Origin of the sequence: Streptomyces corchorusii, from assembly GCF_001514055.1 — a bacterium.
GTDB lineage: Bacteria > Actinomycetota > Actinomycetes > Streptomycetales > Streptomycetaceae > Streptomyces > Streptomyces olivaceoviridis.
On the sequence record NZ_KQ948371.1, the window covers coordinates 137,585 to 153,202 of the forward strand.

Below are 15,618 nucleotides of genomic sequence, written 5' to 3' on the forward strand. Positions count from 1 at the left end.
TGCTAGGGCGGTGGATGCCGCCGCCTGTTGTCGGCGAGCGCACCGGTTTTTGCCTGAAAGTGCCAGGACGGTCCGCGGTCGCCGTGGCCCGGGGGAGCCGCACCAGCCGTACAACCCTTTGTGCGGGTTGTGGGTCTTCTGAGTGATCACCCTGTGATCGGAGCAACGAGGAGACCATCATCAACGCCATACGCAAGACCCTGACCGCCACCGCCGTCGTCGGTGCCGTCCTCGCGGGTTCCGCGGCCTGCGGAACGGTGGAGCAGCTGTCCGCCGGCAAGAAGCTCGACCGGGCCTTCGAGGAGCTGGGCAAGAAGAACAGGCTCTCCTTCGAGCTCGACGTGGACACCGACGCCGCGACCCTGAAGGCGCTGGACGCCGAGTCCGACCCCGCGCCCGGTGAGGAGATCCCGGACGAGGCCGCCGATCTGATCAGCGACGCCAAGATCACGGTGACCGTGGAGTCGAAGAAGCCGCTCGCCGAGTCCGGCGAGAAGGACCTCGTCGGCACGGCCGTGAAGGTCAGCACCCCGGACGGCGACCTCGCCGAGTACCGGATGATCGGCGACTACGTCTACGCCCGCGTCGACATGGACGCCATGGGCAAGATGTCGGGCAGCCCGGTGCCGTCCGCCGACGACCTGCCGCCGGAGGCCGGGGCGTTCAAGGCCGTCCTTGAGGGCAAGTGGGTGAAGTTCAGCACCAAGGAGATGGACAAGGCCGGCGGTGCGGGCGAGAAGGCCGGCGGCGGTCCCGCGCCCGCGCCGTCCCTCGACGCCAAGACGCAGCAGAAGCTGGTGAAGGCGCTGCGCGAGGTCGTCGCCCGCGAGGTGCGCTTCAAGACGGCCGGCGGCGGGGACGGCACCGAGCACGTCACCGCGACGGCGCCCTTCCGCACGCTGGTCACCGAGCTGTTCGGGGAGCTGCGGCCGCTGACGAAGGACCTGCCGCCGGGCATGGAGCTGCCGACGGACAAGGACCTGAAGGACGCGCCCAACGCCAAGGTGACGGCGGACTTCACCCTCAAGAACGGCGAACTGTCCCAGGTGGACGTGGACCTCGCCAAGCTGGCCGAGAGCGCCAAGGTCAAGAAGCTGGGCCTGACGCTGCGGATGAGCGAGGGCACCAGGCCCACCGCTCCGGCCGGCGCCACGAAGCTCGACATGGGCGACCTCATGAACGGCTTCCTCGGCGGGCCGCGGGTGGGCGGCTCCGACATCGACACGAGCGGTCTCGACCAGGACTTCCCGGGGGACGACTTCTGAGGGAGGCCCCGCAAGGGGAAGGACCCCTGCCAGGCGGTCGGCCTGGCAGGGGTCCTTCCCTGTTCAGCGGGTGTCAGCCGGCGGACTGCCGGCCGTCGGGCTGTCAGCCGTCGGACTCCGCCGACGGGATGTAGGCGCCAGGCACGTCGTTCGGGGCGTAGATCTTCTTCTCGCCGGGGTACGGGCGCGCCCAGTTGTGGGTCTGGTACCAGGTGAGGTGGTTCATCTGGGCCGGGTTGGCGTAGTCGGGGATGGCGTGGGTGCCGGTCAGGTGCTGCTTGGACTTCCAGGCGTCCCACGCGGCGGCGAGGGACTTCTTGTCGGCCGGCACCTTCGCCGACGGCACGGACGCGGCCTTGGGGTCCTGCGGGGCGGGGGTGTCCACGCCGCAGGCCGGCGGGGTCTTCAGACCGTCGGTCAGGGAGGTGCGGTTGGGCAGGGCGGTGAACGGCGTGTAGTCGGGGTGCCGGGTGAACGCGCCCCGCATGGGGGTGGCCGCGCTGTCCTTCTGGTTCATCGGGTGGATCCCGAGGATCTGCTCGATGGTGCGGATCATCGTGATCTGCGAGTAGTAGTGGCTGTCGACCGTGCCGTGCTGGGCCCAGGGGCTGATGATCTGGACCGGGGCGCGGTGGCCGTCGACGTGGTCGAGGCCGGCCTGGGAGTCGTCCTCGACGACGAAGATCGCCGAGTCCTTCCAGTACTTGCTGTGCGAGATCTTGTCGATGATCTTGCCGGTGGCGAGGTCGTTGTCGGCGACCTGGGCGGCCGGGCTCGCCGGACCACCGGTGTGGTCGCTGGAGAGCCAGAACATGTTGAGGTTCGCCGGGCCGTTCTTCTCGAAGTCCTGCTTCCAGATCTCGTACCGGTACAGGTCCGGGACGCTGGTGTCGAACTTCGGGAAGCCGGGTACCGAGACGCTGTTGAGCGACGGGATCGGCGAGGACGAGTTCAGCGGGTAGGCGGTGGCCTGGCCGGTCGCGTCCATGTTCTTGGCGTCGCAGTACAGGTTCTGCCAGCTCGCGCCGGACGGCTTCGTCAGGAACTGCTGGAACTCGCCGAAGTTCCGCACGGACTTGCCGGCCGCCTGCGCGCCCGACCACAGGAAGCCGGTCTTCTGGTGGCCGAGGGCGTCGTCCTCGGTGTCGTAACTGCGCTTGTACTCGCCGGCCGAGGACTCGGTGTACTCGGGGTTGTCGGCCTGCATGAGCCAGTTGTGGCCCTCGGCGGAGTTGGTGCCGATGTCGTAGGTGTTGTCGTACAGCCCGAACTGCTCGGCCAGCGCGTGCTGGTTCGGCGTCACGTTCTCGCCGAACTGCGTCAGCGACGGGTCGCCGTTGCCCTGGGGGACGTCACCGAGGACCTGGTCGTAGGTGCGGTTCTCCTTGACGATCAGGAAGACGTGCTTGATCGTCGAGGGGTCGCCGATCCGCGTCGGGACCGGCTGCGCCTTGCCGTTGCCGTTGCCGTGGCCCTTGGCCAGCCGGACGGAGTCGGCGCTCCAGCCGTTCTGCTGGAAGACCTTGGCGGTCTGGGAGCGGATGACACGGTCGCTGGGCAGGGTGAACTGCGTCAGGCTGGAGGTCGTGTCGTGGGTGCCGTGGCCGGCGGCGGCGGGCCGGCGCGCGTCGATGCCGCGGGTGTTGGAGACGACGACCTTCTTGCCCACGGTGGTGATCTCGGCGGGGAAGTAGTCCGTCGGGAGCAGGCCGATGTAGCTGACCGGCTCCTGCGCGGAGGTGTAGCGGTAGACGGCGACGGCGTTGGCGCGGCCGAGCGTCACCAGCAGGCGGCCGTCGTCGGTGAGGGTCACCGCGTCGGGCTCGTAGCCGACCGAGGCCTCCGGCCACGGCTGGGTGGAGATGTTCTGGACGACCTTGTCCTTGGCGGTGTCGATGACCGACACGTTGTTGTCGGCGGTGTTGGTGACGAACACCGCGCCGCGCTGGGCGTACACGGCGGTCGGGTGCAGGCCGACGTCGATGGTGCCGACGGCGGCGGACGGGTGGGCCAGGTCGATGACGCTGACCGTGCCGGTGGTGGTGGCGCCGGTCTTGGGGTCGGCCGGTACCTGGGTGCCGTAGGAGTTGAGCGTGGACTCGCCGGTCTTCGCGGGCCGTCCGCCCTCGTTGCTGACGTAGAGCTTGTCGCCGACGCGGGCCATGCCGCGCGGGGCGTTGCCCACCGTCCAGCTCTGCTTGACGGTTCCGGTCGCCGCGTCGATCGCGACCACCCGGTTCTGGCCGTTGACCGCGGCGTACACGGTGGAGCCGTCGGCCGAGAACACGGCCGCGGCGGCCAGGGCCTGCTTGCTGCCGTCGGCCGGGATCTTGACGGCCACCGGGTTGGCGAGGGTGCCGTCCGCGTTCACGGTGAACTTGGTGTAGCCGTCGAGCTGGCCCAGCCACAGCTGCTTGCCGTCGGGCGAGTACGTCGGGCCTTCCTGGCCCACGGCGTTGCTGCTGATGCGCAGGTCGTCGGCGGCGTTGGTGCCGACGCGCTGCTTGATCTGCCCCGTCGCGAGGTCGACGACGACCAGCGAGGCGTCGCCGTCGGTGACCGAGGCGACGAGGTGGCTGCCGTCCGGGCTGACCGTCGACGACATGATCTTGCCGTCGTTGATGACGAGGCGGTCACCGTACGGGGCGATGTACTGGTCGGCGGAGACGACCTGGCCCTTGTCGGTGACCTGGCCGACCTGCTCGGTGCCGAACTGGCGGGTTTCGGCGACGGCGGTGCCGGTGGCCAGGGCGGCCGTGGTGATGCATGCCGTGACCAGGGCGGCCCGGCGGCTGACACGTCTGCCCAGCAGGTCGTAGTACTTCTTCTCGGCCTGCCGACGGCGGCGTGTTATCTGCATGTGTCATTCCTTGGGGAATCGGAGGAGTTGGGGGGTGGCCGGAGAGGAAGAGTTCAGGGGGTCCGGGAGTCCGGGGAAGCGGAGAGCAGGTCGATGTTGCCGTCGAACTGCCACAGCGGGTTCGGTGCGTCTCCGGTGGGGGTCCGCACCACGAAGTAGCCGTTCACTTCCTTCGGTCCGTCGCCGTCGGCGACGAACCGCCCGTCCGCGGTGATGTCGAGCTGGTAGACGGCCGACCCGGTGGCCGTGACGCCCGGCAGGTGCCAGGAGACGACGCACCGCCAGTCGTTGCCCGGACCCTGGGCGCCGTCCTGGACACCGGCCTTGGTGCACGCCGCCGAGGTCCGCAACTGCGCCTCGGTGACGGCGGGCCGGTGGAGCTGCTCGGTCTGGAGGCGGTACAGGTGGGCGAACTCCGTGGCGAGCGAGCGCTGCACCTTGGCCTGCTCGATCCCGGAGCCCGTGGCCGTGGTCGTCGCCGCCACGACCGCGACCGTCACGCCGAGCAGCCCCGCGAGCGGCAGGGCGGCCGTGGTGACCGCGCGGCGCGCCGAGCCGTCGTCGGTGGGGTTGGTGAAGTCGCGGCGCAGGAACAGGACATAGGCGAGCACCGTCGCCGTCCCGGCCCACAGGAGACTGACAACGATGCCGATCAGGAGCGGGGTGAGCTGCGCCGGGCTGGTGAACAGGCCGTTCCAGGTGAGGAAGGCGTCGCCGGGCAGGGCGAGGCGTACGGCGACGGGGAGCGGCAGCATCTGGGCGAGCTGCATCGCCAGTGCGACGAGGGCGGGCAGCAGCAGCCCCATCGGGGAGCGTCCCAGGACCACCGATCCGAGCAGCCCGATCCCGGCGAGGGCCAGGGTCGGGGCGAGCACACCGGCCCAGGCGGCCAGGACGGTGCCGGCGGCGTCCCCCGGCGTGAGCAGGTGGCCGTCGAGGCCGATGAGCGGCCGGTTGCCGACGGCGACCAGCCCGCCGACCGTGCTGGAGACGGCCAGCCCGGCCACGAGCAGCAGGATGACGGTGAGGCCGGCCAGTGCCTTCGCGGCGAAGATCCGCCGGGGCGAGCGGACGGCGACGAGGAGGTGGCGCCAGGTGCCGAGCCGGTCCTCGGAGGCGAACACATCGCCGGCGACGACGGAGGTGAGCAGCGGGAGCGCCCAGGTGCCGGCGAAGCCGAGCGTCACCAGGGGGCCGGCCCAGCCGGTGGCGTGCATCCAGCGGCCGAAGAGGGTGTCCGTGGGCAGCGTGCTCTGCGCGCTCACCCCGGCCACGAAGAGCGCCGGCGCGATCCAGCAGGCGAGGAGCAGCAGGCGGATCCGCCACTGGGAGAGGAGCTTGACGACTTCGAAGCGGTAGCTCCGGGCAACCGTGACACGGCCTGACGCGGCGGTGCGCGCAGGGGGTGCGTCGGGGGCCGGGGGCGTGGTCGCGCTCGGGCTTGCGGTGGCGGTCATCGACCGGTCTCCTGCTGCTGGGCGTCGGACATCGGCGGGGCGCCGGCGTCGTCCTGGCGCGGGGTGTCGGCGTCGTTCTGGCGCGGGGTGTCGGCGTCGTTCTGGCGCGGGGCGCCGGACTTCTGCGGGGCGTCGGCGTCGTCCTGTTGCTGGGCGTCGGACTTCTGCCGGGCATCGGCGTCGTCCTGGCGCGGGACGTCGGGCTTCTGCCGGGTGCTGGCGTCATCCTGCTGCTGGGCGTCGGACTTCTGCCGGGCTTCGGCGTCGTCCAGGCGCGGGATGTCGGACACCAGCGGGGCATCGGCGTCGTCCTGCTGCGCAGCATCGGGCTTCCGCTGTTCGGTCAGGGCCAGGAACGCCGCCTCCAACGGGGAGACGACCGGGGCGAGTTCGCGCAGGGCGATGCCCTCGTGGACGAGCCGCACCACCAGGTCGTCGAGGGCGGGCACCAGCGCGCGCAGCACGAGCGCCGCTCCGCCCTGGCGTCCCGCGGCGTCGTCGGCCAGGCGGATACCCGGCGCGTCGGCGGCCAGCCGGCGTGCGCGCTCCGGGTCGGACGTGACCAGCCGGTAGTCGAGTTCGCGGTGTTCGGCGGCCAGCTCGCCCAGCGGCCCGGAGAAGACGATCCGTCCGGTGGCGAGGATGGTGACCTCGGAGCACAGGGCCTCCAGGTCGTCCATCCGGTGGCTGGAGAGCACGACGCTCGTGCCCTCCCGGGCGAGCCGGGTGAGGACACCGTGGACGTGCTTCTTCCCGGCCGGGTCCAGGCCGTTGGAGGGCTCGTCCAGGATGAGCAGCCGCGGCCGGGTGAGCAGGGCCGCGGCGAGGCCGAGGCGCTGCCGCATGCCCAGGGAGAAGCCGCGGGTGCGCTCGTCGGCGACGTCCGTGAGCCCGACCTGGTCGAGGACGTCGTCGATCCCCGCCGCCCGCGTGTCGTCGCCGCGCAGAGCGGCGAGCGCGGCGAGGTTCTGCCGGGCGGTGAGCGAGGGGTACAGCCCCGGGCCGTCCACGAAGCCGGAGACGCCGCCGGGGGCCTCGAACGCGCGGCCCACCGGTGTGCCGAGGATCTCCAGGCTGCCGCTGTCGGCCACGGCGAGGCCGAGGAGGAGGCCGAGCAGCGTCGTCTTGCCGGCCCCGTTGGGTCCGACCAGGCCGTGGATCCGCCCCTGCGCCACCTCCATGTCCACGCCGTCGAGCGCGACGACGTCACCGAAGCACTTGGTGATGCCGCGCGCCCGGATCGCGAACTGTGAGTCCATGAGCCCCTTCTTTCGGAAAAGCCTCATGGACCCTAGGAAGCCCACACGACACCGACAGCGTTCCCCGGTTGAACGCTCAGGGAACGGAAAGCCAAACGCGAGTCAACTGGCGTCCGGTGCGCCTGCGGTCGTCCCCTTTGGGCGGTCTGACCGACCGTCAGCAGGGCGGGAACCGTTCTGTTCCCTGAGTGCACGGATCGCGCGGTCGCGGAACCGCCCGGACGGCCCTTCGCTCTTGCCGGACGCAGGCAACTGGCAGCTACCGAACCCGAGGAAGACCCCATGTTGAGCAAGATGCGTGCATACGGTGCGATATGCGCGTTCGTCGCCTTCCTCCTGGCGATGGCGGAACCCGCTTCGGCCATCCAGGGAGGCACGGTCAGCAAGCACGGCCCGTGGGCGGTGCGTGTGTACATCGACGGCGAGCCGTCCTGCACGGGCACCGTCGTGGCCCCCGAGTGGGTGATCACCGCCGGTCACTGCGTCCGCTACGACAACTGGGACATCACGTTCCGCGTCGGCAGTCTCGACCAGCGGCACGGGAAGGTCGTGCGTCGCGTCGAGAACGGCACGGTGTTCGCGTCCGGGGCCGACGTGGCCCTCGTGCGGGTGCCCCGCCTCGACGTCCAGCCCATCGGACTGGGGACCGGCGCCAGTGTGAAGGTGGGGCGCAGCGTGCGGTCCTACGGCTGGGGCGCCACCTGCGCGCCGCCGCGGAGCGAGGGCTCGTGCCAGTCGAACGTGCTCAAGCAGGCGCAGGTCACGATCGTGAAGCACGCGGACAAGCGGTGCGATCTGCTCGTGGGGACCGGGGACTTCTGCGTGCAGCGCGGCACCGGCCTGCCGGCGGGCGGTGACTCGGGGGGCCCGGCGACGGCGTTCGACAAGGCGGGCCGCGAGGTGCTCGTGGGCGTCCTGTCCGCGTCGGACCGGACGGAGGTCGCCTCGTTCGGAGACGTTACGCGCCTGCGCTCGTGGATCAAGTGGGTCATCCGCACCGGGGGCCACTGACACCGCGAGGAGCGGGGCTGCCGGGCGCACGGGCACCGTTGCCGTCATGCGGACGCCCGTGCGTTGCCCGTCCGGCGGAAGGCCTCCCGTGAAGCGCTCAGCAGTGTCCCGTCGCGGTGTCCTCAGGGCCGGACTCGGCGCGGCGGCGGTGGGGTTACCGGTCCAGGCCGGTGTGGCGTCCGCGTCCCCGGCCGGTCGGGCGGAAGCGGTGACCGCCGCCGGCCGGACCCTCCGGTTCACCGCCGGCACCAACGCGTCCGTGGCCGTCTCGCCGGACGGTGGGCGTCTGATCGTCGAGGTGCAGGGCGTGTTGTGGCCGCTGCCCCGGGCGGGCGGCCCGGCGACGGCACTGACCGGGGCCGAGCTGGAGCCGGTCCGGGTGGCCTGGTCGCCGGACGGTTCCCGGATCGCCGTCCGCGCCTATCAGGGCGGCGGGTTCCACGTGGGGACGATGGCGCCGGACGGCTCCGGTCCGCGCCGGCTGACGTCCGGGCCGTGGGACGACCGGGGCGTCAGCCGGTCGCCCGACGGCAGCCGGATCGCGTTCGCGTCCGAGCGGGGCGGGGACGCCGTACGCGGCAGCTCGTACACCATCTTCCCTGGAGCCGGGGAAGCTCGCCGGCCTCACGGTGATCGACGGCGACCCGTTCCACGACGTCGACGACCTGGTCCGTACCGCCTGGGTCATGCGGGACGGCAGGGTGCACCGCCGCGAGGACCTGGTGAACGCGTTCCCGGCCGGCCCGTCGGCACCGTCCGGCCCGGCACACGCCGACTGGCTCGCCGTCAGCCGCCGGTTGCGCCGGGAGCCCTGCTGTTCGGAACACATCACCGGGCCGTAGCCGAGCTCGGGCGTCCGAACGTTCCGGCGGTCCGGGGCGACCGCGCGTGGCCCGCGTTCGCGGTGTCACCTCCGGTCGAGCCGGGCCACGTGCCGCAGGGAGATCGCGATGTCGTTCTCCCGGCACCAGGCCGTGGCGATGCCGAGCGGGATACCGTGATCGCCGCGTAGCTGGAGCAGGACGCGGGCCCTCTCGGCGGGGTGGTGACGGCGTGCCATCGCACGCTCCAGGAGCATCGGCGCCCTGGAGAGCACGCGTGCGAAGCGTTCGCGTTCCTCTCGTACCGTGTCGAGCAGGTGGTGGGACAGGGGCGTGAAGCCCAGTTTGGTGCGCACGGTTCTGTCCGCCGCCTCGACCAGGGTGTCGAGCCGCGTCAGGGACACACCGGTCAGGGCCAGTTCGGTGCCCGCGTGCCGCAGCAGACGGCGCACGACATGGGCCCTGCCCCGGGGGCCCGGCGCGAAGCCCGAACCGATCAGCAGGGCGGCGGTGAAGGAGCGGTCGACGAGCACACGGACGCGTTGGGCCTGCGCCGTCCGGGTCCCCTGGGCCGGAAGCACCTCCTGGACGTTCTCCACCAGCCGCGTGAAGCGGCGTACGGCGAACGGTTCACGGGTGTCGTCCACGGCACTGAGGAGTTCGCTTTCGAGCACGGCGACCTCCAGCACCGAGCGCACCTGGGAGGCCGCGCTGAACCGCATGCGGGCGAGGACGAGGTAACGACCGCATCGGCAGCCGGGGCCGCACGTGCCGCTGCACGGGGGCCCGACCGGGAACTCGATGCTGAGGCGCGGGCCGCCGGCCAGCGGTGCCCGCTTCCTCGTCGCACGGCGCGCGTCGGACCCGATCTGCCGGGGCTCCACCCCGAGGCGCCCGAGGGCCTGGTGCAGGGGGTCCGCGTCGGAGGGACTCGCCGACACGACGAAGGCCAGGCCGCGCGCGTCCACCCCGGCGCCGGCGAGGGCCTTCGCCACCTCCTCGATGGGCACGTGGAACGGACGGGGACCTGCCCAGACGGCGCTCAGCACACGCTGCGCCGAGGGAGGCACGCCGACCGGCACGGCATGGATGTGACGCGCTCCGATCGACCAGCGCACGGTGTGGACGCCGCCGCGCGAGTGCGAGAGGGAGGCGAGGAGCGGATCGGCCCACGAGGGTGCGAGGTGGCTGGGGAACAGTTCGGCCCGGCCGGGCTGTGCGAGGGCCGGCGGCGGCTGCCAGCGGTAGCCCTGGGCGGCCAAGGCGGCTGACACCTGCTGAATGTCAATCGACGCTTGGTTCACGTCCTGTACCCCGGATCCGATTAGTGACTCGAAAGTGACAGTCAATATAGCAAGTAAAGAACAGACCCCAGAGGCGCTCCAGCCATTTCCGTACATATGGGCACCCAAAGGACAGTCAATCGCTCACCATCGGGACAAGGGGGGCTTTTCCACTGGGTCGTTCATCTCTTGACTGGCTCTGTCATGTCCTGTCACGCTCTCCGCAGTCGAGCCGCACGGCTCAAAAGGCCCTACTGATCGATGGAGAGTTCCTCTCGTGCGCACTCTTGCTGCCCTTTTCCTGGTCGCCGCCGCCCTGCTGTCGGTGGGCTCTCCGCTGGCGGGAGCGCTCCCCCACGACGTCACGGGCACCCAGGTGACGCTCGCGGCCGGCTCGCCCGACGACGACGACCTCCCGCTGTGCTGCTGAGGTGATCGCGCCGCCGGGCACAGGGAAGCGTCCCGCGAGTTCCTCGCGGGACGCTTCGCGCAGGAGTGCCTCGGCTCAGCAGCAGAGGGGAAGGTCCGGGTCGCGGTCGCCCACCGGCGCCTCCGCCACGGAATCCGGAAGCCGCGCGGATCCAGCCGGGCCCGGGACCGGGCCCGAGGGCGCCCCGGGCGCCACGGCACCCGACGCGAAGAGACACAGCAGCGCCACAAGGATGAACGGTGAGCGCCTGGCAAGGGTACTTCTCATGAAGGTTCTCTCCCGATTGCCCGCAATGCACGATGCCAGAAGAGGGGCCTTCCCCGTGCGATAGCACACGAGACCCCACGCGATCTTGACAGCGCGTGACTCACCCGGTCAACGCGGGGGTGTGCATCGGCGTTTCGTCAGCGCCTGTCGGGCTATGTCCGGTTCACCGTCCGGGACGACCGGACGACCGGCGGCTTGTCAGGTCGAGTCAAGAACTTGTCAATATTTGTTGACCGGTTGTCAATTCTCTCCCTAAGGTCGGGCTCCATGAGTGGCTCCATGACCTCCGACCGGCCCGCCACCCTCCTGCGCGATCCCCCCTTCCGCCGTTACTGGACCGCACAGACGGTGTCGCGGCTCGGAGACCAGGTCTCCAACCTCGCCGTCCCGCTCATCGCCGTCACCGTCATCCACGCCGACACCGCGCAGATGGGCTACCTGTCCGCCGCGGCGTGGATTCCGTACCTCCTGTTCGGACTGCACGCGGGTCTGTGGGCGGACCGGCTGCGGCACCGCCGCCGCGCCATGATCGCGGCTGACGTGGGGAGATTCGCCATCCTGATGACGATCCCCGTCGCCCATGCCTTCGGCACGCTCACCTTCTGGCACCTCTACGCCGCGGCCTTCGCCACGGGCGCGCTGTCGGTCGTCTTCGAGGTCTGCAACCCCCCGGTGTTCAAAGCGCTGGTCGATCCGGCGCAGTACGTCGCCGGCAACTCCCTGGTGAGCGGGAACAGGGCCATGGCGAAAGTGGCCGGCCCCACGATCGGCGGCTTCCTGGTCCAGCTGTTCACAGCCCCGGTCGCCCTGGCCGCGGACGCGCTGTCCTACCTCGCTTCCGCGCTGCTGCTGTCCCGTATCGCCCCGGCCGAGGCACCGCCGGCACCACGGGAGGGTGCCGCCATGCGCGCGGCGGTGCGGTACATCGCACGGTCGCCGGCCATCCGGGCCGCGCTGGCCGCCACGGCGAGCGTGAACTTCTTCTGCTTCGGTGTCACCACGCTCTTCGTCCTCTATGCGACCGAGACCCTTCACCTCGGTCCCGACCTGCTCGGTCTGATTCTCGGCGCGGGGGCCGTCGGCGCCGTGGTGGGAGCCGTGTGCGCGACACCGCTGACGCGACGCGTCGGCGTGGGCCCCGCCTTCCTCCTCGGTTGCGTCATGATGCCGGCCTCCATGCTCCTGATTCCCGCCGCCGACGGGCCCACCCACGTGGTGGCGGCGATGCTCGTCGCGGCGGAGTTCGGCTCCGGGATCGGTGTCATGTGGATCGACATCACGGTGGCCACCGTGCTGACCTCGTTGGTCCCCGACGCCTCGCGCTCGATGGTGTTCGGGGTCTACCAGACCGCCAACCTCGGCACCCGGCCCTTCGCGGCACTGGCCGCGGGAACCGCCGCCGGCTGGCTCGACACACGTACGACCCTGTGGATCGCGGTCGCCGGCGCCCTCACCTCGTTCCTGTGGGTGTTGCCCTCTCCCCTGCGCCGGCGCGACCTGCCGAGGGCGGCACACGAAGCCCCCGGCACTGTGACAGGCACCTGACATTGCCGCCAGGGTGCCGCTCACAGTGCCGATTTCGCGCTCCCGACACGGTTAGCGTGAGCCGGCAATCGCTGATCGCCATCGCAACCCGGGCGTCCGCCCCACCCCCACCCGCGTCCGCCGCCGCAGGAAGAACGGGAAAGACAGGTGCCGCCGCAACCCGGATGCACAAGCCGGCTGCGGCACGAGGCCCCTGCCCCCGGTCTCCTGTCGTCTGTCATCGCCCTCATGGAGACTTCCGTGACATCAGCAGATTTCGGCTCCTTCTCCGACAAGTTCGCCACGCAAGTCATCGAGACCCCCGACGCACCCGCGGTGGAACTCGGCGACCGCCACCTCACCTACGCCGACCTGGACCGCCGGGCCGGAGAACTGGCCGCCAGGCTGCGCGCGTCGGGAGTACGACCGGAGACGACGGTCGGCGTGTTCATGGAGCCGTCCCTCGACCTCGTGGTCGCCGTGCTGGCGATCGTCCGTGCGGGCGCCGCCTGGCTGCCGCTGGATCCGTCGTACCCGCGCGACCGTCTCGCCTACATGGTCCGCGACTCCGGCTCGGTGCTGATCGTCGCCGAGACGACGGCACCCGACTGGCTGCGCGACCTCGACGTTCCCCTGCTGGACCCGGCCGCCGACGGCCCCGCGGACCCGGTGTCCCCGCCGCGGCCGCGCCCCGAGTCACCGGCGTACGTCATCTACACCTCCGGCTCCACCGGCCGGCCCAAGGGCGTGACGCTCACCCAGCGCGGTCTCGCCAACCTCGCCGAGGCGCAGATCAGCGTCTTCGGGGTCCGTCCGGGAAAGCGCGTCCTGCAGTTCGCCTCGCCCAGCTTCGACGCGTCCGTCTTCGAACTCACGATGGCGCTGTGCTCCGGCGCCACCCTCGTGCTGCCTCCGCGCCGGGACGTGCTGTACGGCCCCGGCCTCGGGGACTTCCTCGCACAGGCCCGGATCACCCACATCACACTGCCGCCGAGCGTGCTCGGCATGGTGCCCCCGGCGCCCCTGCCGGACCTGGAGACCATCGTCTGCGCCGGTGAGGCCCTGCCGCAGCAGCTCGTGGACCGGTGGGCTCCGGGCCGCACCATGTTCAACGCCTACGGCCCGACCGAGGCCACGGTCTGGGCGTCGGTCTCCCCGGTGTTCCCCGGCGGAGGCAAGCCCGTCATCGGCGGCGCGATCGACGGTGTCCGTCTGTACGTGCTCGACGAGTCGCTGCGCCCGGTACCGGCCGGCGAGTCCGGCGAACTGGTCATCGGCGGCGAGGGCGTGGCGCGCGGCTACATCGGGCGGCCCGGTCTGACGGCGGAGCGCTTCGTACCCGACCCCGGGGCACCGGGCGAGCGCGCCTACCGCACCGGCGACCTGGTCCGGCTGTCGCCGGAGGGGGAGCTGGACTTCCTCGGCCGCATCGACCAGCAGGTCAAGCTCAACGGCTTCCGTATCGAACTCGACGAAGTCGCCGGCGTGCTGCGGGAACACCCGGGGGTGCAGGACGCCGCGGTCGTCGTGGGGCGCGTCGGCGACGAGGACCGGCTGCTCGCCTACGCCGTGGCTCCGGACGTACGGCCCCTGGAACTGCGGGAGTTCGCCGGTGGCCGGCTGCCGCACTACATGGTCCCGTCCGTCGTCCTCATCGACCGCCTGCCGCTGACTCCCAACGGCAAGCTGGACCGTGCCGCGCTCCCGGCCCCCGACCGCGCCTCGCTGGGACTGGGCACGGGCGGCTCGGACACCCGGACCGAGACGGAGCGCCGTCTCGCGGAGATCGCCGCGGAGCTCCTCGGCATCGACGGTGTCGGCGCGGACGACGACTTCTTCCACCTGGGCGGCCACTCGCTGCTCGCCGGCAGGCTCGCGGCCCGTGTCCGCGCCGAGTTCGGCGTCGAACTGCCGATCTCCAGCATCTACGAGGAGCGCACGGTGGCCGGCATGGCGGCGGCGCTGGACCGGCGCGGCGACACCGCGCCGCCCCTGCCACCGGTGGTTCCGGTGCCGCGCGACCGGCCGCTGCCGCTGTCCTTCCCGCAGGAACGCATCTGGTTCCTCGAACAGCTCTCCCCGGGCAACCTGGCCTACAACGCCCAGGCCACCATCCGGCTGCGCGGCCCGCTCGACGCGACGGCACTGCGCGACACCCTCACCGAGATCGTGCGCCGGCACGAGATCTTCCGCACCGCCTTCATGACGGTCGACGGCGTGCCGGTGCAGGAGCCGCGCCCGCCCATGCCGGTGCACATGCCGGTCGTCGACCTGGAGGACGTGCTGCCCGAGGACCGGGAGGCCCGTACCGAGGAAGTGGTGCGGGAGACCATCCGCAAGCCCTTCGAGCTGACCGACCCGCCACTGGCGCGCTGGCTGCTGATCCGGCACGCCGCGGACGACCACACCCTGGTCCAGGTCGAGCACCACTTCGTCCACGACGGCTGGTCGTTCGGCATCCTCCTGGACGAGATCCGCGCGATCTACCCGGAGCTGGCCGCGGGCCGTCCGTCCCCGCTGCCCGAACCGGCCGTGCAGTACGCCGACTTCGCGTCGTGGCAGCGTTCGTGGATGCGTGACGAGGTCCTCGACCGGCATCTCGCCTACTGGAAGCGGCATCTGGAGGGCGCACCGCACGTACTGGACCTGCCCACCGACCGGCCCCGGCCGCGCGTCCCCTCCTTCCACGGGTCGGCCCTGCGGGTCGATCTGCCGGTCGAGCTGAGCCGCGCGCTGCGCCAGTCCAGCCAGCAGTCCGGAGTGACCCTCTTCGCCTCGATGCTGTCCGGCTTCGCCTCCCTGCTGAGCCGCTACTCGGGCCAGAACGACCTGGTCATCGGCACCGGTGCCGCCAACCGCCGCATCGCGGAGACGGAGCGCATGCTCGGCATGGTGGTGAACACGCTGCCCCTGCGCATCGACACCTCCGGCTCACCGAGCTTCGACCGGCTCCGGCACCGCGTGCACGACATCCTGGTCGACACCTCGGACTGGCAGGACGTACCGCTGGGCCGGCTGGTCGAGGCGCTGGCGCCGCCGCGGGTGCCCTCGATCAACCCGCTGTTCCAGGTGATGTTCAGCTTCCACAACGCCTTGGTGCCCGACCTGGAGTTCGGCGGGCTGGAGGGCACCATCCTGGAGCGGCACAACGGCTCCTCCAAGATGGACATGAACATCGTCGTCGTGCCCCGGGCCCAGCAGCGCACCGGTCGTGAGGACCACCCGGACCACGATCGCATCACGCTCATCTGGGAGTACTCCACCGCGCTCTTCGACGAGGCCACGATCCGGCGGATGGTCTCCCACTACATCTCGCTGCTGGAGTCCGCGCTGGCCGATCCGGACCTTCCGACGGACCGGATCAAGCTGGTGGCCGACGGCGACGCGGAGGAGCAGGGGTGGTTGCTGGCATCGGGTGCGGGTGAGGCGGTGGAGTACGCC

Annotated in this window: 9 protein-coding genes and 2 pseudogenes; 7 read left to right on the plus strand and 4 right to left on the minus strand. The window is 71.2% G+C overall.

Going from position 1 to position 15,618, the window contains the following annotated elements; genetic code table 11:
- The first annotated feature begins 257 nt into the window (after positions 1–257).
- The gene (locus tag AQJ11_RS38810) at positions 258–1,265 is read left to right on the plus strand and encodes a hypothetical protein (RefSeq protein WP_059266483.1); all 1,008 of its coding nucleotides are present in this window, start codon (positions 258–260) and stop codon (positions 1,263–1,265) included.
- Between the two features lie 103 nt (positions 1,266–1,368).
- Here AQJ11_RS38810 and AQJ11_RS38815 read toward each other — a convergent pair whose 3' ends face one another.
- The 3 genes and pseudogenes from AQJ11_RS38815 to AQJ11_RS38825 form a co-directional block, all read right to left on the minus strand.
- The gene (locus AQJ11_RS38815; protein ID WP_059266484.1) at positions 1,369–4,125 is read right to left on the minus strand and encodes a bifunctional YncE/alkaline phosphatase family protein; all 2,757 of its coding nucleotides are present in this window, start codon (positions 4,123–4,125) and stop codon (positions 1,369–1,371) included.
- A 53-nt stretch (positions 4,126–4,178) separates the two neighbouring features.
- The gene (locus tag AQJ11_RS38820) at positions 4,179–5,582 is read right to left on the minus strand and encodes an ABC transporter permease (RefSeq protein WP_059266485.1); all 1,404 of its coding nucleotides are present in this window, start codon (positions 5,580–5,582) and stop codon (positions 4,179–4,181) included.
- A 329-nt stretch (positions 5,583–5,911) separates the two neighbouring features.
- A pseudogene (locus AQJ11_RS38825) lies at positions 5,912–6,841 on the minus strand (ABC transporter ATP-binding protein); the annotation flags it as partial.
- Between the two features lie 294 nt (positions 6,842–7,135).
- On the opposite strand from AQJ11_RS38825, the gene AQJ11_RS38830 reads away from it, so the two are divergent.
- The 3 genes and pseudogenes from AQJ11_RS38830 (at position 7,136) to AQJ11_RS38835 (ending at position 8,694) form a co-directional block, all read left to right on the plus strand.
- Positions 7,136–7,852, plus strand: a complete 717-nt coding sequence (locus AQJ11_RS38830; protein ID WP_244218571.1) for a S1 family peptidase — start codon at positions 7,136–7,138, stop codon at positions 7,850–7,852.
- Positions 7,853–7,898: 46 nt separating this feature from the next.
- Positions 7,899–8,450 (plus strand): annotated as a pseudogene (locus tag AQJ11_RS53105) (TolB family protein); the annotation flags it as partial.
- Between the two features lie 31 nt (positions 8,451–8,481).
- On the plus strand, positions 8,482–8,694 hold the full coding sequence (locus AQJ11_RS38835; RefSeq protein WP_059266488.1) for a hypothetical protein: 213 nt from the start codon (positions 8,482–8,484) through the stop codon (positions 8,692–8,694).
- A gap of 65 nt (positions 8,695–8,759) precedes the next feature.
- Here the strand turns inward: AQJ11_RS38835 and AQJ11_RS38840 are convergent, their stop codons facing one another.
- Entirely contained in the window at positions 8,760–9,947 is a 1,188-nt protein-coding gene (locus AQJ11_RS38840; RefSeq protein ID WP_244218573.1) for an alanine--tRNA ligase-related protein, read from the minus strand.
- Between the two features lie 286 nt (positions 9,948–10,233).
- Between AQJ11_RS38840 and AQJ11_RS50140 the strand changes: the two genes are divergently transcribed.
- The 3 genes from AQJ11_RS50140 to AQJ11_RS38850 form a co-directional block, all read left to right on the plus strand.
- Complete coding sequence (locus AQJ11_RS50140; protein WP_014669235.1) at positions 10,234–10,386, plus strand: hypothetical protein; 153 nt, start codon at positions 10,234–10,236, stop codon at positions 10,384–10,386.
- Between the two features lie 534 nt (positions 10,387–10,920).
- Positions 10,921–12,198 (plus strand): MFS transporter, encoded by a 1,278-nt coding sequence (locus AQJ11_RS38845; protein WP_244218574.1) that lies wholly within the window; start codon positions 10,921–10,923, stop codon positions 12,196–12,198.
- Positions 12,199–12,438: 240 nt separating this feature from the next.
- On the plus strand, positions 12,439–15,618 hold a 3,180-nt coding region (locus AQJ11_RS38850), incomplete at its 3' end, for a non-ribosomal peptide synthetase (RefSeq protein WP_159061767.1).